Consider the following 22,628-nt stretch of genomic DNA (forward strand, 5'->3'; position numbering starts at 1 on the left):
ATCGACTACCCGCGACAGCTATCCAGGAACGTAACTATTGCGTCAACGATACGGCTTGCCATCAGCGTCTTCGACCCGTGCTGCAGCGCCGCCTCGGTTCCATCGGCGGCCAATAGCCAGCCGTCGTTGTTGTCCACCTCAAAGGCCCTGTCACCGCCCACGGCGTTGACGACCAGCAAGTCGCAGCCTTTTCGCCGCAGCTTCTGTCGGGCGTGAAACAGCACATCCCCGTTGGCGTCACCGGTCTCGGCGGCAAAACCAACGATGGCACGCATCTTGGGCAGCTGCCCATCCTCGCGCGCACGCACCGCACCGGCCAACACATCGTCGTTGCGCAGGAGTTCGATCACCGGTGGACTGTCGGCAGTCTTTTTGATCTTGGCGGTGGAAACTTGCGCCGGCCGAAAGTCGGCAACGGCGGCGGCCATCACCAGCACGTCCGCGGTGGGTGCGTGCTTGGAGACGGCGTCATCGAGTTGCTGCGCGGTGCTGACGTGCACCACCTCGACACCGGCCGGGTCGATCAACCCGGTGGTGTGCCCCGCGATCAACGTCACCTCGGCGCCCCGCTGGGCAGCGACGCGCGCGACGGCGTAACCCTGCTTACCGGAGCTGCGGTTGCCCACGAAGCGCACCGGATCGATCGGCTCCCGGGTGCCACCGGCGGTCACCAACACCTTGCGGCCGGCCAGGTCGTAGGGCAACGCATAATGGCGTTCCAGCAGCAGCTGGGCCAGGGTGGTGATCTCCTCGGCCTCGGGCAAGCGTCCGGCGCCGGTGTCACTGCCGGTCAGCCGCCCGGATGCGGGTTCGAGCACCACCGCGCCACGACGGCGCAGCGTGGCCACATTGTCGACGGTGGCCGGATGCAGCCACATCTCGGTGTGCATCGCTGGAGCGAACATCACCGGACACCGGGCCGTGAGCAGAGTTGCTGTCAGCAGGTCGTCTCCGCGCCCGGCTACCGCCCGGGCCAGCAGATCAGCCGTCGCCGGGGCGACCACGACCAGGTCAGCCTGCTGACCGATTTGAACATGCGGCACCGCCGGCACGTCGTCGAACACCCCGGTGTGCACGGGCTGACCGGAGAGCGCCTCGAAGGTGGCCGCCCCGATAAAACGGAGCGCAGATTCGGTGGGGATGACCCGGACGTGATGACCGGCCTCAGTCAGTTGACGGACGACCGTGCACGCCTTGTACGCGGCGATACCCCCAGAGACGCCGACGACGATCCGCTTACGGTCCATCCGGGGCCTGCCCTGTTACTCGCCCTCAGTGTGCTCGAGCAGATCGGCGTGGATCTCACGCATCGCGATCGATAGCGGCTTTTCCTGCAGGCCCGGCTCCACCAACGGCCCGACGTATTCCAGGATGCCCTCGCCGAGCTGGTTGTAGTAGTCGTTGATCTGCCGAGCCCGCTTCGCCGCATAAATCACCAGGGCGTATTTGCTCGAGACGCGATCCAGCAACTCGTCAATGGGCGGATTGGTGATGCCCAGCGGGGTGTCGTAGGCACCGACCCCGCCAGAGGAAGGATCGAATTGATCCACGGCGGAAACGGCGGCCAACGGCGCATCGGACTGCGGAATACTCACTTAAGACTTTCTCCTGGCGGCGTAAATCGTTGCGAAGACGTTAAAGATCTCAATTCTGAATTCTGGCTCTTTGCCTGGCTGATGACTCACCCAGAGCCGGGCACAGTTCTCACCAGCAATGATACCAATTCAGCGCATGCGGATTCCAATCGACCGTTTACCACGACCTTGTCGAAGTCGGGTTGGGCTGCCAGTTCGGTCTGCGCGGTCTGTAACCGGCGACGAATAACGTCCGGCGTCTCAGTGCCCCGACCGACCAGCCTGGCCTTGAGGTCCTCCCAACTGGGCGGCGCCAAAAACACGCTGATGGCCTCGGGCATCGCCTTCTTGACAGCCCTGGCCCCGGCCAGATCGACCTCGATCAGCACCGGAACTCCGGAGGCCGTGGCCTCCCGCACCGGTTGAGCCGGGGTGCCCGATCGGTGCAATCCCCCGTGAATCTCGGCCCACTCCAGCAACTCGCCCTGGTCGATCATCTGCTGGAAGCTCTCCGGGGTGACGAAGTGGTAGTCCACGCCGTCCACCTCCCCCGGCCGCGGCGCCCGGGTGGTGGCCGAGACGCTGAAGTGCAGGTTTGGGATCCGCTCACGCAAGCAGCGGACCACCGTCGACTTGCCGACAGCGGAAGGACCGGACAGCACGACCACATGTCCTGTGCCAGGTCCTCCGCCGGCGCTCATCGGCGCTCCTGAGTCGGCACCCCCACCAGGCACTGCAGCCTGGATCCTTGGGCGCTGATTGCCCGCACCACCCCTGCTAGCGGGTGATACCCCACCTCAGGCCCAGCGGCCTGCATCGTCGGCAGCGGGCTAGGCGGAGCCGAACTTTTCCAGCAGGGCCTTGCGCTGACGGTCACCAAGACCACGCAGCCGCCGGGTCGGGGCGATTTCGAGCTCGGTCATGATTTCCTGCGCCTTGACCTTGCCCACCTTCGGCAAAGCCTCGAGCAGCGCAGACACCTTCATCTTGCCCAAGACTTCGTCGGTCTCGGCGTCCTTGAGCACCTGGGTGAGGTTGGTGCCGCCGCGCTTCAGCCGGTCCTTGAGCTCTGCTCGCGCTCGACGTGCGGCAGCAGCCTTCTCCAACGCGGCCGCGCGCTGCTCGTCGGTCAACTGGGGAAGGGCCACGATTCCTCCGTCTCTCATCGATATCAATCGATCATTTGTTTGTCTTGGCTGGTACTACAGCCAGCGGAGACGACCGTACTCACGGTTCCTGACGAAATCTAACCCGACCCCCTGGTTTGGGTGACAAATCCCCAGCGTGGGCCCCGGCCGCGAGACGAATCAGCGCTCCGCCGCCACGCCCGAGCGGCCACAAACCACGGGGTCGAGCGCCCAGCGGGATGGTCCGGCCACACCCCCAGATATTGATGCCTAGCTGCGGTTATTTGCGATTTGACTGGAATCTGCGGGCGGCGCCGCCCGACGATCGCACCGCCCGCCGGCCGGTTTGGGCCGCCCCGGGCCACCCCGAGCAACCCCCGCGACCAACGTGCCATGGATCACGCATTTCGGTGGCGTGTCGCGCGTGTCGGGCGGTTCGGGGCAAATGGAGCGAATCAGCAGGCCAGCGCATGCTCGAACCGTGCGGTGGGCCCGTCCACGTTGCCGGAACGGGGCGGACCCGAGACCCCACCACGCCGACTCACGACTCGGGCGTCGCGCCGCATTCACCGACGGACGAACATCGGTCCATTTCGACTGCCCAGCAAATCTGGTACGGATGTCCAGCCGAATGCGGCCAGCAACGTCGGGGTTTCCCGAACAACAGCGCGGCGCGGGCGCCCAAACGGCCACACGCAGTTGATCGCGCCGGCACCAATGCGAACGTGCCGACGCCGACTCGGGCAGTTTGGCGGGCCGCGACGAAGCCCCGGTGACCACGGAAATCTGACGATTTTCCTTTTACTGCAAGCCTTTTCAGAGTGGATTCCGGCAAGCATGGAGCCCGGCTGCCGCGCACGGTTGCCGAGCGCCGACGTGTGAGGTGGCAAGCGGGCTGGGATTCCGGCGGCGCTCAGACGCAGATCGACCCCGGGCGTCAGCGGCTACAGAAACTCCAACAGCAACGGGCGCCGAGCGTGCTTGACCCGAAGACCTAGACCGCTGAAAGGTACGCGACGGAGTCCAGCATCCGCTCGGCCGCCGCCCGGACTTCAGAAATGCTGGGGCCGGCGCGCAGGACCTCGCGCGACACCGCGGGCAACAGCTGTTGTGGCGCCGCGCCGCCGAGGCCGCCCAGCGCCTCCGGCCGGCCGCCCTGCACCCCGACGCCGGGAACCAATACGGGTCCGCCCAGCCCGCTCACATCCGGCGGATTCAGCACCGTTGCGCCGACGACCACACCAACCGATCCGGGCTCCGGCCCCGTCACTTCGCCAACTTCACTATTGAAGAGTCCGACTTGATCGACGATCAGTTGGGCCACCGTGCGGCCATCCGCGTCGGCGCGTTGAATGGTGGCGCCCTCCGGATTGGAGGTAGCCGCGAGCACGAACACACCCCGATCATTGGCCGTCGCAACCTCGAGCAGGGGCCGCAGCGAGCCGAACCCCAGAAAGGGCGAGACAGTCACGGCATCGGCCGCCAGCGGCGAGTCGCCCGCCCAGGCCGCCGCGTAGGCCGCCATCGTCGACCCGATGTCGCCACGCTTGGCGTCCGCCAGGACCAGCACACCATTGGCCCGTAGCGCGGCCATCGTGCCTTCCAGCACCGCAAATCCCGCGGCACCGTACGCTTCGAAAAACGCCACCTGCGGCTTGACCACCGCAAATCCCGCGAAGGCCGCCACGCAGATATCGCAGAACGCGGCCAATCCGTCGGCGGTGGCCGGCAGATCCCAGGCCCGAAGTAACTCGGGGTGGGGATCGATCCCCAAACACAGCGGCCCGCGGTGTGCCTTGGCCTCTGCCAAGCGTGCGCCGAATCCGGTCACCGGGCCCCGCCGTCGGCCGCGCTCTGTTGTTCGATGGCGCGGTGCAGCTCTTGCAGCGACCTGACCCCGATATCGCCGCGGATCCCGGCTTCGATGCCCTGCACCGCGGCCGACGCGCCCTGCACGGTGGTGATGCACGGGATGTTGACGGACACGGCAACCGAGCGGATTTCGTAGCCGTCGACACGCGGGCCAGAGTTCCCGTATGGGGTATTGATCACCATGTCGACCTCGCCGGCCCGGATCGCGTCGACGGCGGATATCGCCGGGCGTCCGGGTTGTGGCGCCTCGAAATGCTTGCGAACCTCGTCGCAGGGAATCCCATTGCGTCGCAGCATCTCTGCCGTGCCCTCGGTAGCGAGCACCCGAAAGCCCAGGTCGGCGAGCCGCTTGACGGGGAACACGAGTGAGCGTTTGTCCCGGTTGGCGGCCGAAACGAACACGGTCCCCGCCGCGGGCAACGAACCGTACGCGGCGGTCTGGCTCTTGGCAAAGGCGCTGCCGAAGTCCCGGTCGATCCCCATCACCTCGCCCGTCGACTTCATCTCCGGTCCAAGCAGCGAATCGATGGCCGCGCCGTCCGCGCGCCGGAAGCGGTGGAAAGGCAGCACAGCCTCTTTGACGGCTATCGGGGCACGCGGGTCGGCGTTGGCGCCGTCCCCGGTACGCGCCAGCATCCCTTCGGCGCGCAACTGGGAAATACTGGCGCCCAACATGACCCGGGCACATGCCTTGGCCAGCGGGACGGCGGTGGCCTTGGACACGAAGGGCACGGTGCGGCTGGCGCGCGGATTGGCCTCCAAGACATACAAGATGTCGTCTTTGAGCGCATACTGCACATTGAGCAGACCCACCACACCGATGCCATGCGCGATGGCTTCCGTGGCTTTGCGAACCTTTTCAATGTCGCTGCGGCCCAAGGTCACCGGCGGCAGGGCACACGCCGAGTCACCGGAGTGGATCCCGGCCTCCTCGATGTGCTCCATGACCCCGCCGATGTAGACCTCGGTCCCGTCGCACAACGCGTCCACGTCGATCTCGACAGCGTCTTCGAGGAAGCGGTCGACCAGCACCGGATGTGCCGGCGAGAGTTCGGTCGCGCGGGTGATGTAGCCGCGCAGCGTCTCCTCGTCGTAGACGATCTCCATCCCCCGGCCACCCAGCACGTACGACGGCCGCACCAGCACCGGATAGCCGATGTCTTCGGCGATACGGCGGGCTTGCGCGAAGGTGGTTGCGGTGCCATAGCGTGGCGCGGGCAGTCCCGCCGCGGTCAGCACATCGCCGAACGCCCCGCGGTCTTCGGCCAGGTCGATGGCGGCGGGCGGGGTGCCGACGATCGGCACCCCCGCGTTGGCCAGCCGTTCTGCCAGCCCGAGCGGCGTCTGGCCGCCGAGTTGCACGATGACTCCCACCACGCCGGCCCCACCGGCGGCCGACTGCTCCTCGGCATGAAATACCTCGAGCACGTCCTCGAACGTCAGCGGCTCGAAGTACAGCCGATCCGCGGTGTCATAGTCGGTGGATACCGTCTCCGGATTGCAGTTGATCATCACCGTCTCGAAACCGGCCTGGCTCAACGTGGTTGCCGCATGCACGCAGCTGTAGTCGAACTCGATCCCCTGGCCGATGCGGTTAGGCCCGGACCCGAGGATCAGAACCTTCGGTTTGTCGATCTGCGGAGCCACTTCGGTCTCGGCCGCCGGATCCAGCTCGTAGCTGCTGTAGTGGTACGGAGTCTTGGCCTCGAACTCGGCGGCACAGGTGTCCACCGTCTTGTACACCGGGTGGATGCCCAGCCGCTCGCGCAGTGAGCGCACACCGTCTTCCCCGGCCAGTTCGGGTCGCAGCGAGGCGATCTGCCGATCGGATAGCCCACTGTGTTTGGCGTGGCGCAGCAGATCCGCGTCGAGCACCGGCGCGTCGACCAATTCGGCACGCAAACCGACCAGCTCGTCGATCTGCGCGACGAACCACGGGTCCACGCCGCTGGCCTCGGCCACCCGATCGACCGAGGCCCCCAGCCGCAGCGCCAGTTCCAGGTCGTAGAGCCGACCTTCGGTCGGGGTTTGCAGCCTGGTCAGGACGTCGTCGAGGCCGCCTTCGGGATCGGTGGCGGTCCAGAACCCGGCCCGGCTGGTTTCCAGCGAACGCATCACCTTGCCGAGCGCCTCGACGAAGTTGCGGCCCAACAACATCGCCTCGCCCACCGATTTCATGGTGGTGGTAAGCGTGGCATCGGCACCCGGGAACTTCTCGAAGGCGAACCGCGGCGCCTTGACCACGACGTAGTCCAGGGTGGGTTCGAAGCAGGCCGGCGTTTCTTTGGTGATGTCGTTGACGATCTCGTCGAGCGTGTATCCGATGGCCAGTTTCGCGGCGATCTTGGCGATCGGAAACCCGGTCGCCTTGGACGCCAACGCACTTGACCGCGATACTCGCGGGTTCATCTCGATGACGATCAGCCGGCCGTCTCGGGGGTTGACCGCAAACTGAATGTTGCAGCCGCCGGTGTCCACCCCGACCTCGCGCAGGATCGCAATCCCCAAGTCACGCAGCCGCTGGTATTCCCGATCGGTCAGCGTCATGGCCGGCGCAACGGTGACCGAGTCGCCGGTGTGCACGCCCATCGGGTCGAGGTTCTCGATCGAGCACACCACCACCACGTTGTCGTGGCCATCGCGCATCAGCTCGAGTTCGAATTCTTTCCAGCCGTAGATCGATTCCTCGATGAGCACATTGGCGCTGGGCGAGGCGGCCAGCCCGGCGCCGGCCATCCGATCCACCTCGTCGGCGGAGTAAGCCATACCCGAGCCCAACCCGCCCATGGTGAAGCTGGGCCGCACCACCACTGGAAGGCCCAGCTCGGCAACGGTCTCGCGAACCTCGTCCATGGTGAAACACACTCGGCTGCGGGCGGATTCACCCCCGACCTTGGCAACGATGTCCTTGAACCGCTGCCGGTCCTCGCCGCGCTGAATGGCTTCGAAATCGGCACCGATCAGCTCGACGCCGTAGCGTTCCAGCGCCCCGTTCTCGTGTAGAGCGACGGCGGTGTTCAGGGCGGTCTGCCCACCCAGGGTGGCCAGCACGGCGTCAATCTTGTTGCCGCGCTCGGCTTGCTGAGCGATGACCCGGTCGACGAACTCTGGGGTAATTGGCTCGACGTAGGTGAAGTCGGCATACTCGGGGTCGGTCATGATCGTCGCCGGATTGGAGTTGACCAGACTGACCTGTAGGCCCTCGGCGCGCAGTACCCGGCACGCCTGGGTTCCGGAGTAGTCGAACTCGCAAGCCTGGCCGATGACGATCGGCCCCGAGCCGATGACCAGAATGTGGTGTAAATCGGTGCGGCGCGGCACTAGCAGCCCCCTAAGGTTTGGACGCGAAGGTGCGCGGTCTTGCGCCGAACCCAGCGTGTCAGCTGGGGGCACCCGCTCGCGGCGATGAGCATCAGCGGTCCCCCGCCATCAGGTCAACAAACTGATCGAACAGGTACTCGGCATCGTGTGGGCCCGCCGCGGCCTCGGGGTGGTACTGCACCGAGAATGCGCGGCCGTCAACCAGTCTGACCCCCTCGACCACACCGTCATTGGCGCAGGTGTGGCTGACAGCGGCCCGGCCGAACGGCGTCTCGAAAGACTGCCCGGCCTCCCCTTCCAGCGCGAAACCGTGGTTCTGCGCGGTTACCGCGACTCTCCCGGTGGCGTGGTCGATGACCGGAATGTTGATGCCCCGGTGCCCGAACACCATCTTGTAGGTCGATAATCCCAGCGCTCGGCCGAGGATCTGGTTGCCGAAGCAGATACCGAACAGCGGGATTCCGGCACCGAGCACCTCACGGGTCAGCGACACGACATGGTCTGCGGTCGCCGGATCGCCGGGTCCGTTGGACAAGAACACGCCGTCTGGCTTGATATCGGCGATCTGATCGAAGGTCACCGACGAGGGCAGCACATGGCTGCGAACGCCGCGCCGGGCGAAGTTGCGCGGCGTGTTGGTCTTGATACCGAGGTCCAAGGCAACCACGGTAAAACGCTGCGGCCCTTCTGGTTCGACGATGTACGCCTCGGGGGTGCTGACCTCTCCGGCGAGATCGGCACCCAGCATCGGGGGTTGGGCAGCCACCCGCTCGACCAGCTCGGCTACTTGCGTGCCGGCGGTCAGGGCCGCACCGGAGAACACACCGGCCTTCATCGAGCCGCGGCTGCGTAGATGACGCACCACTGCGCGGGTGTCGATGCCGGCGATCCCCACGATGCGCTGGCGGATGAGCTCGTCTTCCAGTGTCGTCGATGAGCGCCAGTTGGAGGCGCGCGGCGACGGGTCACGTACCGCGTAGCCCGCGACCCAGATCTTGTCGCCGCGGCTCTCGCCGTCCTCGTCGTTCCAGCCGGTGTTACCGATCTGCGGGGCGGTGGCCACCACGATCTGGCGGTGGTAACTGGGATCGGTCAGCGTCTCCTGATAGCCGGACATGCCGGTGCTGAAAACGGCTTCCCCCAGTGCTTGGCCAACCGCACCGAATGACATTCCGGTGAAGACTCGGCCATCTTCAAGTACGAGCAAGGCTTTGCTCACACGATTCCCTCCGTTCGGGGCTGAAGCCAGCCTGCTAGCCAGCCGTCGTACTCGTCACGATTGTCTGCCCGGAACCCGGTGTCGATCTCAGTACCTGATGGCAGTCGCCACCGGATTGCCAGTATCCCGTCGCGCGCCGCGATCTTGCCGGCGATTCCGCGCTCGGTGCGTACCGCGGTGATCGAATCCTGTGGGATCCAAATCGGCTGCGCCCGCGCACGTTTCACCAGAATTCCGTCCGGATGACGGGTCAGTTCCGCCCGGCTGCGGTACCCGAGGTCGCCGACCACAACCCGGTGGTTGGACGCCGGCGCCAGGGTGCAACCGACGTACATGCCGCAAGTGATGACCGACGCGGGACCCACCGCGGCGGGCAGGTCGGGCAACGCACCGATCAGCTCGCTTTGCAGTCGCGCGCGACGCCGCCAGCCCCTGATCATCAGCGCGATCACCATCGCGATCAACACCGCCAGCACGGCCGCAAAGATCAGGGAGCCGATCAGCGTGCCTGAGTTCATGCCGGGCTCTTTCCGTCCCTGGCGGTGATCTTTCCACGCAACAGCGTCGCCGTGACCCGGGCGCGCAAGGTCATCGACTCGTACGGGGTGTTGGCCGAGCGGCTGGCCAGGTCGGCCCCGGTGACAGTCCAGGTGGCGTCGGGATCAATCACGGTCAGGTTGGCCGGCTCCCCTACCTCGAGCGGCCGGCCATGATCGGGCAGCCCCACGATTCCCGCCGGGTTCTCGCTCATCACCCGCGCGACATCGCGCCAGCTCAGCAGACCCGGCTGCACCATCGTCTGCACCACCACCGACAGCGCGGTCTGCAGCCCGAGCATGCCCGGGCGCGCCGCGGAGAACTCGACGCATTTCTCGTGCTCGGCGTGCGGCGCGTGATCGGTGGCCACACAATCGATGATCCCGTCGGCCAGCGCCTGTCGCAGCGCCATCGCATCAGACGCCTCGCGCAGCGGTGGATTGACCCGATTCACCCCGTCGTAGCCGGACAGTCTGCGGTCATCGAGCAGCAGGTGATGCGGAGTAACCTCCGCTGTGATCGAAATACCTTGTGATTTAGCCCATTTCAATATTTCGACGGTTCCCACGGTGGAGGCGTGGCAGATGTGCACCCGCGCGCCCGCGTCTCGGGCCAGCAGCGCGTCGCGGGCCACAATCGATTCCTCAGCCGCCCTGGGCCAACCCGCCAGGCCCAACTGCGCGGCATTCGGGCCTTCGTGGGCGACCGCACCGACGGTCAGCCTGGGCTCCTCGGCGTGCTGGGCGATCAGCACACCCAGGCCGGTGGCGTATTCGAGAGCGCGGCGCATGATCAGCGGGTCGTGCACGCAGATCCCGTCGTCGGAGAACATCCGCACCGCGGCGACACCGGCATTCATCATGCCCATCTCGGTGAGTTCAGTTCCGGCGAGCCCGATCGTGACGGCGCCGACGGGATGTACGTCGACCAAACCGACCTGCTGTCCCCGGTGCCAGACGTGGTCGGTGACCACCGGACTGTCGGCCACCGGATGGGTGTTGGCCATCGCGAACACCGCCGTGTAGCCACCCAGCGCTGCTGCCGCCGAACCGGTCTCGATGTCCTCGGCATATTCGCGGCCCGGCTCGCGCAGGTGGGTGTGCAGGTCGACCAGCCCCGGCAGCAGCACGTGATCGGTGGCATCGATGACATCCGCCGTATCGGGGATGGCCAGTCCGGTCCCGATGTCAGCGATCTGGTTGTCGTCGACGAGCACGTCGACCCGTTCGCCCTCGCCGTACAACCGCACTCCGCGCAGCAGAACGCTCACGCCGCACCCTCTTCCCCAGCCGACTCGAGTCCAACCAGGACATGGAACAGCACCGCCATGCGTATGTGGACTCCGTTGGAAACCTGTTGCAACACAGCCGACTGTGACGAGTCGGCAACCGATGAGGCGATCTCCATGCCGCGCAGCATCGGCCCGGGATGCAGCACCACCGCGTGACCGCCCAGCATCGCCTGCCGACGGTCGGACAGACCGTACAAGGTCGAGTACTCCCGCACCGAGGGGAAGAATCCGCCGTTCATCCGCTCGGCCTGCACCCGCAGCATCAGCACCGCGTCGGCGGCGGGAAGCTCGGCGTCAAGGTCATGGGATACGGTGACCGGCCAATCCGCGACACCCACCGGCAGCAAGGTGGGCGGCGCCACCAGCACCACCTCGGCACCCAGCGTGTGCAGCAGCATGACGTTGGAGCGGGCCACCCGGCTGTGCAGGATGTCGCCGACGATGACGACGCGCCGGCCCTCGATGCCACCGAGCCGCTGCCGGATGGTCAGGGCGTCCAGCAGCGCCTGCGTCGGGTGCTCGTGAGTGCCGTCGCCGGCGTTGATCACCGAAGGGCCACCGTCGGATTGGCCGGCGGTCCAATCGGCGAGCAGCCGCGCCGCCCCGGACGCGGGGTGCCGGATGATCAGGGCGTCGGCGCCAGCCGCACGCAGGGTCAGCGCGGTGTCGCGCAGCGACTCGCCCTTACTGACCGAGGACCCGCTCGCGCTGACATTGATCACGTCCGCGCTCATCCACTTACCGGCCACCTCGAAGGACACCCGGGTTCGTGTCGAGTTCTCGTAAAACATCGTCACCACGGTGCGACCGCGCAGCGTCGGCAACTTCTTGACCTCACGGCCAACCAGGGCCTGCGCGAAGCGGTCGGCGTCGTCAAGGATCGCAATGGCGTAGTCGCGGCTCAAGTCGCCCGCCGCCAGCAGATGCCTGGGTGTCATCGAGAGATCACCACCCCATCGTGGCCGTCGTGTTCGCTGAATTGGACATGCACGCTTTCGCTGCGGGCGGTGGGCACGTTCTTGCCCACGTAGTCCGCGCGCACCGGCAGTTCCCGGTGCCCGCGGTCGACCAACACGGCCAGCTGGACCGATCGCGGCCGCCCGACATCGCGCAACGCGTCCAGCGCCGAGCGCACCGAGCGCCCGGAGTAGAGCACGTCATCGACCAGAATCACCAAGGCGTCGTCGACGCCGCCGGCCGGGATCTCGGTCTCCTCCAGCGGCCGCGGCGGTTTGCTCATCAGATCATCGCGATACAGCGTGATGTCCAGCGCACCATGGTCGACCTCGATGCCACTGTATTCACCGATGTTGGCCGCCAACCGCGACGCCAGGATCACACCGCGAGTCGGGATCCCGAGCAACACGACGCGTGGCGAGTCCGGGCTATCCAGCGCGGTCTTTTCGATGATCTGGTGCGCAATGCGGGAAATAGTTCGACCGACGTCGGCCGCGGACATCAACTCCCTGCCATCCACGGCATCATTGGCGGCACCCATGCGAGAACCTGACCTCCTTCTCCGCCTCTCCGGACGGGTCGTTAAAGGATGTCGACTGCCCGACACCGTAGCATTGCGCGCCCGCGGCCACGATGCGGGGCCCGCCGTGGGGATACCCTGGCATAGGTGAGGGACTCCACCGCTTCTGGGGATTCCACCGGTTTTCCCGCCGGGCTGCAACAGATGGATTTTGATGCGCTGTACCGCGGCGAGAGCCCGCGCCCGGGCGTTGCGCCGATGACGACGCCCCCGTGGGATACCAAGGCTCCCAAAGAAAATGTCATCGCCTGGCAAGCCGGCGGCTGGGTGCACGGCGACGTGCTGGACATCGGTTGTGGGCTGGGCGACAACGCGATCTACCTGGCTGCGCACGGACACCCGGTGACCGGCCTGGACATTTCCCCGACCGCGCTGATCACCGCGGCGCGCCGAGCCGATGACGCGGGCGTGCACGTCACGTTTGCGGTGGCCGACGCCACCAAGCTCGACGGTTACACCGACGCCTTCGACACCGTGATCGACAGCGGCATGTTCCACTGCCTCGACGACGAGGGCAAGCGCAGCTATGCGGCCGCGGTGCACCGCGCCACCAGACCTGGCGCCACCCTGCTGATGAGTTGCTTCTGCGATGCCAACCCGCCCAACGAACAACAGCCGCGCCCGGCGGTGCCCGAGCAGACGCTGCGCGACGTGCTAGGCGGTGCGGGCTGGGAGATCGCGGCGCTGGATCCGGTCACGGTGAACCGCCAACTCGGTGGATCCGACGGGCAGCCCATCGAGCTGGCCTTCTGGTACGTCCGCGCGCGGCGGCAAAACTAGCGCAGCTCAGCCCACCGGCCCGGCGGGATCACAGCCCCGGCGACCCTCATGCGCCCAGGCCAGCAGATCCGGCGCGGCCAGCTGGTTGATGCGATCGTAGTAGCGGCGATAGACGCGCTCGTCGAAGAACTCCTGCCATTCGCCGCTACCACCGGCCCGGAAAAAGCGCTCGTTGCTGCGCCAAATGCCTTCGGTGGACTCGGGGGCGAGTTCGGCGGCGCGCGCACGCATCGAGTTCAGCTTGGCATGCTGCGCGAGCTCCTCGGCACGATCGCGGCCAAGGGAGCAGCCCAGGACCCCCGCCAGGCGGATCAGCTCACCCACGAGGTCGGCGCGGTAGTCGGTGTAATGGAACATCGACACGTTGGGCAGCTGACGTCGCGACCAGACCGTGTTGAAGTGATGCAGGATGTTGGACAGCGAGCCGATGTGTTTGGCCATGGGCGGCATCGGGCCCGGTCCCCCGTGCGGAGGCGGGAATCCGGGGCCGGGGGGCGGCGCGATCGCCGAAGGTGGGGGTGCAACCGGGCCTTCCGGGGGCATGATCGGCCCTTCCATCCAGGCCCGGAAGGCCTGGATGGGCGTGGGATCATCCTGTCGATCGCCGGCGGCGGACCCCCTCCGGTTGAGGTTGGCGTGGTTCATGTTGTCCCACTGGAAAAGCTCCGACATCGCGGCGTCGCGCGGGTCGCGGCCCACACCGATGTAGGTGACCCGGTCATCGAGCACCAGGCCGTCCAGCGGCGTGTGGGTCTTGATGAATCGGCGGTGGCCCTGCGCGTTGAGGGCGGCAACAACCTCGTTCACCGGCCGGACCGTCCTATCCAGCCATGGCGAAACCTCGGCCAGCGGCCCCGGCAACTGCGGTCCATCGAAGACCAGCAGCGACACCAGGCGCTGGGTCAACGTGACGCCGCACTTCGACGGTGCCGAAATCACGATGTCGCCCTCGCGCAGCTCCAGCGCGTCCCAACGCCGGTTGTCGCTGATCCACGAGCGATACCCAACTCGGGTGGCCATCAGGACTCCCCCCGCCCGACGGGGCCACGGCGGTCCCCGCGACCCCGGTGAGCCCAGTCGAGGAACTCCGGGCCGCCCAGATTCCCGGCCAATTCGGCCGCGCGTTCGCCGTAACGCCGATGCTCGGCGGCGGTGAAAATGTCGTGCCACTGGCCACGTCCACCGGCCCGGAAGAAGGGGGCTTCGGTACGCGGCTGGTGCCCGGGTAAGACGCCGCGGGTGGCCGCGGGAGCAAGCGCATCGGCGTGCGCGCGCATGGCGTCGAGGGTGGCGTGTTCGGCCAACTCCGCGGCGCGATCGGGACCCAGCTCGATACCCAGGACCGAGCCGAGGCGCAACAGTTCACCGACGAGGTCCGCCCGGTAGTCCGCGTAGTGGAACATCGCGACGTTGGGCTGCCTGCGCCGGTCCCAGAACGTGGCGAAGTGATGCAGGATGGTGGCCAACGAAGCGACCCCCTCGGTGGGTACGTTGGGCCCTTCCAGCCAGCGCCGCATCACATCGAGCGGGCTGAACTCGCCGTCGAAGTCCAAACCCGGGGGCGCGAATCGCTCACCTGGCGGCCCCAGCACCTCGTGCAGCGCCCGCATCCGGTGCTGGTCCATCAGCATCGAGACCGCGGCATCGCGGGGATCGCGCCCCACCCCGATATAGGTGACCCGATCCTCGAGCACCAAGCCGTCCAGCGGCGTGTGGGTCTTGATGAACCGGCGATGGGGCTGGGCGTCGAGTGCGGCGGCGACCTCCTGCACCGGCCGGGCGGTCAAGTCCAGCCACGGCGACACCAAGTGCATCGGCGCCGGCAGCTGCGGCCCATCGAAGATGACCAGGGAAATCAGGCGTTGCGTCCAGGTGGTGCCGCACTTCGGCGGTGCCGAGATCACGATGTCGCCGCCCCGCAACGTCAAGCTATCCCAGCGCAGGTTGTCGCTCATCCAGGAGCGGTAGGCAACCCGGTCATCGGTCCGGAACTGACCGGATGACGGCGCCGGAGGCGGGTGATTGTTGCCCATTTCATCAGATGCGATTGGCACGACACTTCTCCTGCTCAGCATGGTCTCGGCTGGTTGGGTTCTCGGCTGGGCAGCGGCCATCAGCGGCGGATGATGTCGAACAGCATACCTTCGACCGTGACACCCGGGGCGAAGGCGAACGCCACACCCGTTGAGATGGGTTTGTCCGACTCGGCCTGCGCAACCATCATTTCCAGCACGAAGATCAGCGATACGCTCAACATGTTGCCGAACTGGGCTAGTACATCCCAGCTCTGCACGGCTCGCCCGACGGGAATCCCCAACAAGCGTGCCGACTGCTCGATGATCTTCGGCCCACCCGGATGTATCGCCCACAGATCGATATCGGCCTTGCTCAACCCGTTGTCCCGCAACATCTCTGCGACCACCGGGTCGACCGAACGGTAGATGTAGCTGGGCAGATTCTCCGACAGCTCACACGTGATGCCGTCGTGATTGACCCCAAGCACGATCCCGTCCTCGGAGTCGTCGAGCAGCTGGCTGAAGCTGCTGCGGATCACCACGTTGCCAGCGGGCAGCGGCTGCTGGACCTGGCTGGCTCCAATGACCAATGCGCCGCAGCCATCTCCGAACAAACTGTGGATTACGACGTCGTTGATGTCATCGGCGAAAACCGCATTCACCGAGGACAATTCGATGCACACCACCAATGCCTTCATGCTCGGGTGGGCTCGGACGTAGTTCGTCGCGGTGCGAATGGCGTTCATTGCGGCAGCACAACCCATGAAGTTGACCACCACCCGCGATATCGACCGGGGCAGACCGAGCTGCTTGACGATCTCTGCATCCACGCCCGGTGCAATGAAACCGGTGCTGGTGACGAACACCAGCTGGCCGATCTCGTCGGGGGCGTATGGGAGGCCGTCGAGGGCACGGGCGGCCACGTCGACCGCCAGCGGTACGGCGTGCTGATAGAACAGGTTCATCCGGTCCCGGATCGTTGCCGGCTCGCGCCGGAACTCGTCGAACTCGTCGTCGAGCGGATCCACTGCCATCCTGCGGGTATCAATCCGGGTCTTGTCATATATCCGCGAAATTCGTTCCCGCTGTTGCGGATCAACAAACAACTCAGAAACACGAGCGGCGGCGTCGGCCTGAGCAACCACCCGTTGCGGGGCGCCGGTGGCCATGCCTTCGATAACGGCCACCGTGGTGGGCGGTGCCGGCGGCAATTGCGCGAGGTCGTAACGCGGCTCGTGGCCGGCCCGGCGGATTGCGCCGCCCTCGGCTGCGGTGCTCATACCGACCCGATTCCGACGAAGCCGGCGACCACGTAGCTGGCGCTGGCTTTCCAGGCTGCGGGTGAGCAATGCTCACGGATCAGGCCCCAACCTTGCTCCCTGGCCTGCCGGAACGGTGCCAACAGATATGAGCGGCAGAGCTTGGGCAGTCGGTCCGCGACGAAGCTCTTCGGCGCAAGCCACTCGACACCGAACCTTGCAGCCTCTTCCCGCAACACGTCCTCGGTGACAATGTTGGCAAATCCGCTGCGCTGGAACGGCAGCACGTGATGAACGCGGTGCGAACTCAACCCCGCGGACAAAAAGCAGTCAACGTAGCGATTCCCGATCACCGTGAGGTCGTTGGCGTGCACGACTTGGTCCACACCCCAGTCCTCGCCCTGCTCGACACCCTCCGCCGAGTCGTCCTCGAACTCGTGGCTGGCGACCACCAAGAAGGTGCTGACCCACAGCGTCACGATGAATTGCAGGGCCCAGGCCCAAAAATCGCCCGCCAGGGTGAACACCACCAGCTCGGTGACCAACAGCAGCCGCACTCCCGACGAGCCGAGGAAGTGCGGCAGCGCCGCACGCCAGCTTCCGTAGGACTCTTGTACACCTACCTTGCGGGTGATTTTCCATACGTCGGCAATCCGAATGGCCATGCCGGTGAACATGTGGCCGAACTTGTGAATGGTATGCACCGGGATCCGATACAACCGGGGCAGTCCCATCATCATGGTGAACACGTTCTTCTTGATGTCCACATCGCTTTGCGTGTACGGGTGGTGCAGCAGGGTATGTCCGTCAGCGGTCACCAAAGCCAGTGCCACATAGTTCATATCGAAGCTATTCCCGAGCACCCTGTTGACGCCCCGTTGGGCGCGGTGCAAGGCGTAGTGACCGAAGCCGGCAAGCGAGCTGCGCAACAACACCATCGCGATCGCGAAGGCCGGCAACGGCATCCATCGGGTGTCGAGCAATCGCAGACCCTGCACGGCGAAATAGGCAACCGCCAGCAGCGCCACAACGATGTTGAAAAGTCGATCCATGCGCTTGATCCGGGCGGCCAGCGCGGGCTCGTTCAGCCGGGCTTTGACGCGGTGCATCAGGTCGTTCCGGTCGTCAAAGCGGTACTTGGGGGTATCGCGCCAACTGTTGAAATCGTCTTTGAACAAGAACGCCGGCGCGTTGTGCTTGGGATGGATATCTCTGGGAGTCGCGTCGCGCCCCAACGCATATCGTTGCAGCATCCGCTCGATCTTGGCCGGGTCGCGATGGTAGGCGGCGATGATGGCGGTGATGTCGCGGTTCTTGGTCCGCCCGATGAAGAAGGCGCCGCCGGGGTGTTTGGAAATCCAATCGCTGAGGTCGTAGGCCCTTCCGTTGTAGACCCATACGTCGGCCATCGGCGGCCCTCCGGGCGGAGGAGCAGGACGTAGCCCAGGGCGCTCCTGAACTTCTGAGAGGTCGTTCGGCATTCGTATTCCTCCAGGTGTGGTCGGGTGAGATCGGTTGCTAATCGCCATTTCCGGCGAAGTGGCCCCAATACTGGAGCGACGACCTTGGAGGATTCTCAACGGAATTCCGGATCGCGGAACTGGGGTGTCTGCAACGACGCGGCACCAGATCTGTTGCGCCCGCACGGCGAACCACCGACGAGAGCCGGCCCGGAAACTACCGGCAGCCCTTTCCCCCATGCTGCGTTTCCGGGCCGGTTCTCAATCCGAAGTCCACCGCTACCGTGTTACCCCGTCGGGTTGGGGATGGTCACCGGGACACCCCAGTTGGACAGGGTTATCTCGACGTTGCCCTGGCCTTTGTCGACCACCATCCGGACCAGGTTTGCCGCCGGCGGCTCCGGTGCCGGCGACTCGGCGGTCGAACTCGCCGGAGCCTGGGCACTGGTGTCAACGATCCACAGGGTGATCGGCATCGTCCTCCCGTCCTTACCCAACTGAGGCACGATCGGATCGATCACCGCGCCGTCGATGGTGCCCGACACCTTGACGGTTGCCATGCCGTCGACCGTTTCGTTTCCTTCGATCTTCGGGTTCTGCACCTGTGCGATCACCGCACCCAGGCCACGGTCCTTGTCCAGGATGATGCCCGGGTCGTAGATCCTCTGGGCCGGACCGACCGACGTGTAGGTCTCGCCGTTCTTGGTGTACATGATCTTGTTCGTGACCAGGAAGTCGGTCGCGACGGCCGGAGCATCCGGCTGCATCCGGACCTTGGCATTGCCTACCGGCCTGGCCGTTGCCCTGCGGCTGATTGGTCACGTCGGCATTCACGCTTTCGAACGGCAGCTTCGGTAGATCGGTGACGTTCACCGCGATGTGAACCGAATGCAGGCCCTTGGTCGCCTTGGAACTGTCTTGCAAGATCTGCTGGGCTTGTGGTGATGGGGCGCCCGTGGCCCCGGATGTCGCCGTGGTGGCAGAGGTTCCCGACGCCCCTGGGGTTTGCGAGGTTGCCGTTGTGGATTTGTGCCCGCACCCGGTCATGACCGTTGCGACAAGTGCCGTCGCAAACAGGATTGCGACAGACGTCGGGGTCGAGAATCGACGGCAGGGACGGGAGAGAAGTCGGTGGGAGGTGTGCGCTTGGGAGATCAAGCCATTCATGGCCAACCTTTGCTGAGTTATCCGACCGGTGGTAATGAGCAGCGGGTCGCTACCCTCGTCGTAGCACATGGACAGCGCCAGCCAGTTCGGCCCCGTCCATGGTGGCGGGTCTTGGTGACTGCACCCCGCACCCTGGTTCACCAGCAACAACACTGCAGTCATTCGCGCGCCATTGCCCTCACAGCATGTTCCCCAGATCACATTTGCCGGAGAGCGCGACAGTAACACGCGACCACTGACCGAGAAGGCCTTTCGCAGAACTAGCAATCAATCCGGCACCACCGCGAAGCCGTGGGCGTTGCCCGACCTCGTTGGCGCGGTCCACGCGCGGCGTGGTTCGCCGGCGCCCGCAAACCATCGGACGGCCGCCGCCTGACCCGCCGACCGCCAGCGGCTAACCTCAATCCGGTGAATCTCGACGCCAACCAGGCTGATATCCGCGAGGTCTGCGATGCCGGATTGCTCTCCGGCGCAGTGACCGTGGTTTGGCAGCACGGAGAAGTACTGCAGGTCAACGAAATCGGCTACCGAGACGTCGAGGCGGGCCTGCCGATGCAGCGCGACACGCTGTTTCGCATCGCGTCCATGACCAAACCCGTCACCGTTGCCGCGGCCATGAGCATGGTCGACGAGGGCAAAATAGCCCTGCGTGACCCGATCACACGCTGGGCGCCCGAGTTGCGCGACATCCGGGTGCTTGACGACCCGCACGGCCCGTTGGACCGCACGCACCCCACCCGACGGCCGATCCTCATCGAGGACCTGCTGACCCACACCAGCGGGCTGGCCTACAGTTTTTCGGTGTCCGGGGACATTTCGCGGGCGTACATGCGATTGCCATTTGGTCATGGTTCCGACGCCTGGCTGGCCGAACTCGCCGCGCTGCCACTGGTGCACCAGCCCGGCGAGCGGGTCACCTACAGCCACGCCATCGATCTGCTCGGCGTCATCATGTCCCGCATCGACGACAAGCCTTTCTACCAGGTGCTCGACGAGCGAATACTGGGCCCGGCCGGCATGACCGACACCGGCTTCTTCGTGTCGACACAGGCCCAGCGCCGCGCCGCAACCATGTACCGCCTCGACGAGCTGGACCAGCTACGGCACGACGTCATGGGCCCGCCGCACGTGCGGCCTCCGTCGTTCTGCAACGCCGGCGGCGGATTGTGGTCAACCGCCGACGACTACCTGAGATTTGTCCGGCTACTGCTCGGCGACGGGACGATCGACGGCGTTCGGGTTCTCTCACCGGAGTCGGTGCGGCTGATGCGCACCGACCGGCTCAGCGACGAGCACAAGCGACACAACTTTCTCGGGGCGCCCTTCGGGGTGGGCCGCGGGTTCGGGCTGAACCTGTCGGTGGTGACCGACCCGGTTCAGTCCACTCCACTGTTCGGCCCGGGCGGGCTTGGCACCTTCAGCTGGCCCGGTGCCTACGGGACCTGGTGGCAGGCCGATCCTGGCGCCGACCTGATCCTGCTGTATCTGATTCAGCATTGTCCCGACTTGTCCGTGAACGCGGCGGCTGCGGTCGCGGGCAACCCGGGGCTGGCCAAGCTGCGCACGGCACAACCCCGGTTCGTCCGGCGCACCTACCGCGCGCTCGGACTGTAGCGGCGCGAGGTCGAGATGGCCCACTTCCCCCCTCGATACCTGGACAGCCGGCGTCTGCTGCTGCGGCCACCCAAACTCGACGACGCCGGCCCGATATACAAGAAGATCGCCAAAGATCCCGAAGTCACCCGCTTCCTGCTGTGGAGAGCACACCGCAACGTGGCGGAAACCCGCCGAGTGCTGATCAACCAGCTCAGCCGGAGCCGCTACGAACGCAATTGGGTGATCTCGCTACACGGCAGCGGCGAGATCGTCGGCCTGATCAGCTGCCGAAGCGACGCGCCCCGCTCGATCGAGGTTGGCTACTGTCTGGGCCGGCAATGGTGGGACATGGGTTTCATGTCCGAGGCGCTGAGCCTGTTGCTGGCCGGGCTGCCGGCCGACGCCGCCGGATGCCGCGTCTGGGCAACATGCCACGTCGACAACGCCCGGTCGGCGCGGCTGCTGCAGCGCGCCGGGTTCGTCCTGGAGGCCAGACTCTGCCGTCACGCCGTCTATCCGACCATGGGTCCCGAACCCAACGACAGTCTGCTGTACACCAGGATCCTGCGGCTCAACCGCGCCCCGATGCCACGGTTTGCCCCTGAGCACAGCTTCGCACCCACTGGAACCGCTGCCCTAGGCTGAGCCCCATGGCGAAGCCGATCGTCCTGATCAGCGGCGCGGGGATCGCCGGCCCGGCGCTGGCATTCTGGCTCACCCACAGCGGATACCAGGTGGTGGTGACCGAACTCGCCGACGACATCCGCCCGGGCGGTCAGACCGTCGACTTGCGGGGGGCCGGACGGCTGGTCATCGAACGGATGGGACTCCTGGAGCAGATGCGCCAGCGCAGCCTGCGCCAGCGCGGCATCGCCTGGATACGGGCGGACGGCCGGCGCCGCGCCGAGATGCCGGTTGAGGCCTTCCACGGCAACGGACCGGTCAGCGAGCTCGAGATTCTGCGCGGTGACCTGGCCGCGGTGCTCTACCGGGCCACCGCCGCCGGCACCGACTACCGATTCGGTACCCGCATCACCGATCTGGCACCGTCGGGCGACGCGGTCCAGGCGAGGCTGTCCGACGGGACGACGGTGCGGGCGGATCTGGTGGTCGGCGCCGACGGTCCACACTCGGGTGTCCGACGGCTGGCCTTTGGCCCCGAAGAGCAGTTCGCCCGGCCGCTGGGCGGCTACAACGCCTGGTTCAGCGCACCCGACACGGTCGGCCTCAACGGCTGGTACCTGATGTACCAGGCCCCCGGAGGGCTCAACGCGTCGATGCGCCCGTCGCACGATCCCGCGACAGCCAAGGCCGGACTGGCATTTCGCTCCGCTCCGATCCGCTACGACCGTGCCGACCTGGACGCCCAACGCGATCTGCTCGCCGCCCGCTTCGCCGGTGCTGGCTGGCAATCCGACGCGCTGATCGCCGCGGCGCGCGAGGCCGATGACTTCTACCTGGACGCGATCGTCCAGATTCATCTGGACGCGTGGTCACGCGGACGGGTCACGCTGGTCGGCGACGCCGGCTACTGCGCATCGCCGCTGAGCGGCATGGGCACCAGCCTGGCGCTGGTAGGTGCATATGTGCTGGCCGGCGAGTTGGGCCCGGCCCACGGCGACGGCATCGACGAGGCCGCGCTGGCGGCCGCGTTGGCCCGCTACGAGACCGTGCTGCGGCCGTATGTAGCCAACTGTCAGGACCTGCCGAACAGCATCGATCGCTTTCTGCCGATGTCGGAGTCCGAGATCCGGTCAAACGCTGCGGCGATGAAGTACATGCAGCGCTGGCCGTTTCGCTTCTTCGCCGAAAAAAAGTGGTTCACCATCGCCGAGTCCATCGAGCTGCCCCGGTATCCGCGGCTGCCCTAGCT

Annotated in this window: 19 protein-coding genes and 1 pseudogene; 4 read left to right on the forward strand and 16 right to left on the reverse strand. The window is 66.1% G+C overall.

Annotation, left to right across the window (positions count from 1 at the left end):
* Positions 1 to 5: 5 nt before the first annotated feature.
* The 11 genes from coaBC to pyrR form a co-directional block, all read right to left on the reverse strand.
* Positions 6 to 1,247, reverse strand: coding sequence for a bifunctional phosphopantothenoylcysteine decarboxylase/phosphopantothenate--cysteine ligase CoaBC (coaBC, locus tag CKW46_RS16515; RefSeq protein WP_482052144.1), 1,242 nt, complete (start codon positions 1,245 to 1,247; stop codon positions 6 to 8).
* A gap of 15 nt (positions 1,248 to 1,262) precedes the next feature.
* The gene (rpoZ, locus tag CKW46_RS16520; protein ID WP_012393967.1) at positions 1,263 to 1,595 is read right to left on the reverse strand and encodes a DNA-directed RNA polymerase subunit omega; all 333 of its coding nucleotides are present in this window, start codon (positions 1,593 to 1,595) and stop codon (positions 1,263 to 1,265) included.
* Between the two features lie 86 nt (positions 1,596 to 1,681).
* Entirely contained in the window at positions 1,682 to 2,275 is a 594-nt protein-coding gene (gene gmk / locus CKW46_RS16525) for a guanylate kinase (RefSeq protein WP_012393966.1), read from the reverse strand.
* A gap of 129 nt (positions 2,276 to 2,404) precedes the next feature.
* The gene (gene mihF, locus CKW46_RS16530) at positions 2,405 to 2,722 is read right to left on the reverse strand and encodes an integration host factor, actinobacterial type (RefSeq protein ID WP_015355818.1); all 318 of its coding nucleotides are present in this window, start codon (positions 2,720 to 2,722) and stop codon (positions 2,405 to 2,407) included.
* A 973-nt stretch (positions 2,723 to 3,695) separates the two neighbouring features.
* Positions 3,696 to 4,532 carry an orotidine-5'-phosphate decarboxylase gene (gene pyrF, locus CKW46_RS16535; protein WP_012393964.1) on the reverse strand — a complete coding sequence of 279 codons (837 nt, stop codon included), beginning with the start codon at positions 4,530 to 4,532 and terminating at the stop codon, positions 3,696 to 3,698.
* Positions 4,529 to 7,894, reverse strand: coding sequence for a carbamoyl-phosphate synthase large subunit (carB, locus tag CKW46_RS16540; RefSeq protein ID WP_482052145.1), 3,366 nt, complete (start codon positions 7,892 to 7,894; stop codon positions 4,529 to 4,531). Before carB ends, pyrF begins: the two co-directional genes overlap by 4 nt.
* Before the next feature lie 91 nt (positions 7,895 to 7,985).
* Positions 7,986 to 9,113: a glutamine-hydrolyzing carbamoyl-phosphate synthase small subunit gene (gene carA, locus CKW46_RS16545; protein ID WP_015355820.1), complete on the reverse strand. Its 1,128-nt coding sequence runs from the start codon at positions 9,111 to 9,113 to the stop codon at positions 7,986 to 7,988.
* Complete coding sequence (locus tag CKW46_RS16550; RefSeq protein ID WP_012393961.1) at positions 9,110 to 9,631, reverse strand: PH-like domain-containing protein; 522 nt, start codon at positions 9,629 to 9,631, stop codon at positions 9,110 to 9,112. Before CKW46_RS16550 ends, carA begins: the two co-directional genes overlap by 4 nt.
* The gene (locus tag CKW46_RS16555; protein ID WP_482052146.1) at positions 9,628 to 10,920 is read right to left on the reverse strand and encodes a dihydroorotase; all 1,293 of its coding nucleotides are present in this window, start codon (positions 10,918 to 10,920) and stop codon (positions 9,628 to 9,630) included. The genes CKW46_RS16550 and CKW46_RS16555 overlap by 4 nt, the downstream gene beginning before the upstream one ends.
* Positions 10,917 to 11,879: an aspartate carbamoyltransferase catalytic subunit gene (locus CKW46_RS16560; protein ID WP_015355822.1), complete on the reverse strand. Its 963-nt coding sequence runs from the start codon at positions 11,877 to 11,879 to the stop codon at positions 10,917 to 10,919. The genes CKW46_RS16555 and CKW46_RS16560 overlap by 4 nt, the downstream gene beginning before the upstream one ends.
* Entirely contained in the window at positions 11,876 to 12,439 is a 564-nt protein-coding gene (gene pyrR, locus CKW46_RS16565) for a bifunctional pyr operon transcriptional regulator/uracil phosphoribosyltransferase PyrR (RefSeq protein ID WP_012393958.1), read from the reverse strand. The genes CKW46_RS16560 and pyrR overlap by 4 nt, the downstream gene beginning before the upstream one ends.
* Before the next feature lie 174 nt (positions 12,440 to 12,613).
* Here pyrR and CKW46_RS16570 point away from each other — a divergent pair, with 174 nt between their 5' ends.
* Positions 12,614 to 13,258: a class I SAM-dependent methyltransferase gene (locus CKW46_RS16570; protein WP_085981921.1), complete on the forward strand. Its 645-nt coding sequence runs from the start codon at positions 12,614 to 12,616 to the stop codon at positions 13,256 to 13,258.
* Positions 13,259 to 13,264: 6 nt separating this feature from the next.
* Here CKW46_RS16570 and CKW46_RS16575 read toward each other — a convergent pair whose 3' ends face one another.
* From CKW46_RS16575 to CKW46_RS16595, 5 genes and pseudogenes are all read right to left on the reverse strand, one after another.
* Positions 13,265 to 14,278 carry a sulfotransferase domain-containing protein gene (locus CKW46_RS16575; RefSeq protein WP_167470895.1) on the reverse strand — a complete coding sequence of 338 codons (1,014 nt, stop codon included), beginning with the start codon at positions 14,276 to 14,278 and terminating at the stop codon, positions 13,265 to 13,267.
* Positions 14,278 to 15,291, reverse strand: a complete 1,014-nt coding sequence (locus CKW46_RS16580; protein WP_482053431.1) for a sulfotransferase domain-containing protein — start codon at positions 15,289 to 15,291, stop codon at positions 14,278 to 14,280. The genes CKW46_RS16575 and CKW46_RS16580 overlap by 1 nt, the downstream gene beginning before the upstream one ends.
* An 80-nt stretch (positions 15,292 to 15,371) precedes the next feature.
* Positions 15,372 to 16,553: a type III polyketide synthase gene (locus CKW46_RS16585; protein ID WP_482052147.1), complete on the reverse strand. Its 1,182-nt coding sequence runs from the start codon at positions 16,551 to 16,553 to the stop codon at positions 15,372 to 15,374.
* Positions 16,550 to 18,013 (reverse strand): fatty acid desaturase, encoded by a 1,464-nt coding sequence (locus CKW46_RS16590; RefSeq protein ID WP_482053432.1) that lies wholly within the window; start codon positions 18,011 to 18,013, stop codon positions 16,550 to 16,552. Before CKW46_RS16590 ends, CKW46_RS16585 begins: the two co-directional genes overlap by 4 nt.
* A gap of 266 nt (positions 18,014 to 18,279) precedes the next feature.
* Positions 18,280 to 19,159: pseudogene (locus tag CKW46_RS16595) on the reverse strand (LppX_LprAFG lipoprotein).
* 408 nt (positions 19,160 to 19,567) lie between these two features.
* Between CKW46_RS16595 and CKW46_RS16600 the strand changes: the two are divergent.
* Genes CKW46_RS16600 through CKW46_RS16610 form a run of 3 tightly spaced genes read left to right on the forward strand, consistent with a single transcriptional unit; the run spans position 19,568 to position 22,626 of the window.
* Positions 19,568 to 20,773, forward strand: a complete 1,206-nt coding sequence (locus CKW46_RS16600) for a serine hydrolase domain-containing protein (RefSeq protein WP_482052148.1) — start codon at positions 19,568 to 19,570, stop codon at positions 20,771 to 20,773.
* Between the two features lie 15 nt (positions 20,774 to 20,788).
* Positions 20,789 to 21,400: a GNAT family N-acetyltransferase gene (locus CKW46_RS16605; protein ID WP_499018007.1), complete on the forward strand. Its 612-nt coding sequence runs from the start codon at positions 20,789 to 20,791 to the stop codon at positions 21,398 to 21,400.
* A gap of 5 nt (positions 21,401 to 21,405) precedes the next feature.
* On the forward strand, positions 21,406 to 22,626 hold the full coding sequence (locus CKW46_RS16610) for an FAD-dependent monooxygenase (RefSeq protein WP_482052149.1): 1,221 nt from the start codon (positions 21,406 to 21,408) through the stop codon (positions 22,624 to 22,626).
* The last annotated feature ends 2 nt before the right edge of the window (positions 22,627 to 22,628 follow it).

The organism is Mycobacterium liflandii (genome assembly GCF_022354805.1).
In the GTDB taxonomy this organism is placed as follows: domain Bacteria; phylum Actinomycetota; class Actinomycetes; order Mycobacteriales; family Mycobacteriaceae; genus Mycobacterium; species Mycobacterium marinum.

Bases quoted from the DNA above. Each gene is read 5' to 3' on its own strand.
- coaBC (WP_482052144.1), bottom strand. From the start codon at position 1,247: ATGGACCGTAAGCGGATCGTCGTCGGCGTCTCTGGGGGTATCGCCGCG.
- gmk (WP_012393966.1), bottom strand. From the start codon at position 2,275: ATGAGCGCCGGCGGAGGACCTGGCACAGGACATGTGGTCGTGCTGTCC.
- CKW46_RS16550 (WP_012393961.1), bottom strand. From the start codon at position 9,631: ATGAACTCAGGCACGCTGATCGGCTCCCTGATCTTTGCGGCCGTGCTG.
- CKW46_RS16560 (WP_015355822.1), bottom strand. From the start codon at position 11,879: ATGACACCCAGGCATCTGCTGGCGGCGGGCGACTTGAGCCGCGACTAC.
- pyrR (WP_012393958.1), bottom strand. From the start codon at position 12,439: ATGGGTGCCGCCAATGATGCCGTGGATGGCAGGGAGTTGATGTCCGCG.
- CKW46_RS16575 (WP_167470895.1), bottom strand. From the start codon at position 14,278: ATGGCCACCCGAGTTGGGTATCGCTCGTGGATCAGCGACAACCGGCGT.
- CKW46_RS16580 (WP_482053431.1), bottom strand. From the start codon at position 15,291: ATGGGCAACAATCACCCGCCTCCGGCGCCGTCATCCGGTCAGTTCCGG.
- CKW46_RS16585 (WP_482052147.1), bottom strand. From the start codon at position 16,553: ATGAGCACCGCAGCCGAGGGCGGCGCAATCCGCCGGGCCGGCCACGAG.
- CKW46_RS16590 (WP_482053432.1), bottom strand. From the start codon at position 18,013: ATGCCGAACGACCTCTCAGAAGTTCAGGAGCGCCCTGGGCTACGTCCT.
- CKW46_RS16605 (WP_499018007.1), top strand. From the start codon at position 20,789: ATGGCCCACTTCCCCCCTCGATACCTGGACAGCCGGCGTCTGCTGCTG.
- CKW46_RS16610 (WP_482052149.1), top strand. From the start codon at position 21,406: ATGGCGAAGCCGATCGTCCTGATCAGCGGCGCGGGGATCGCCGGCCCG.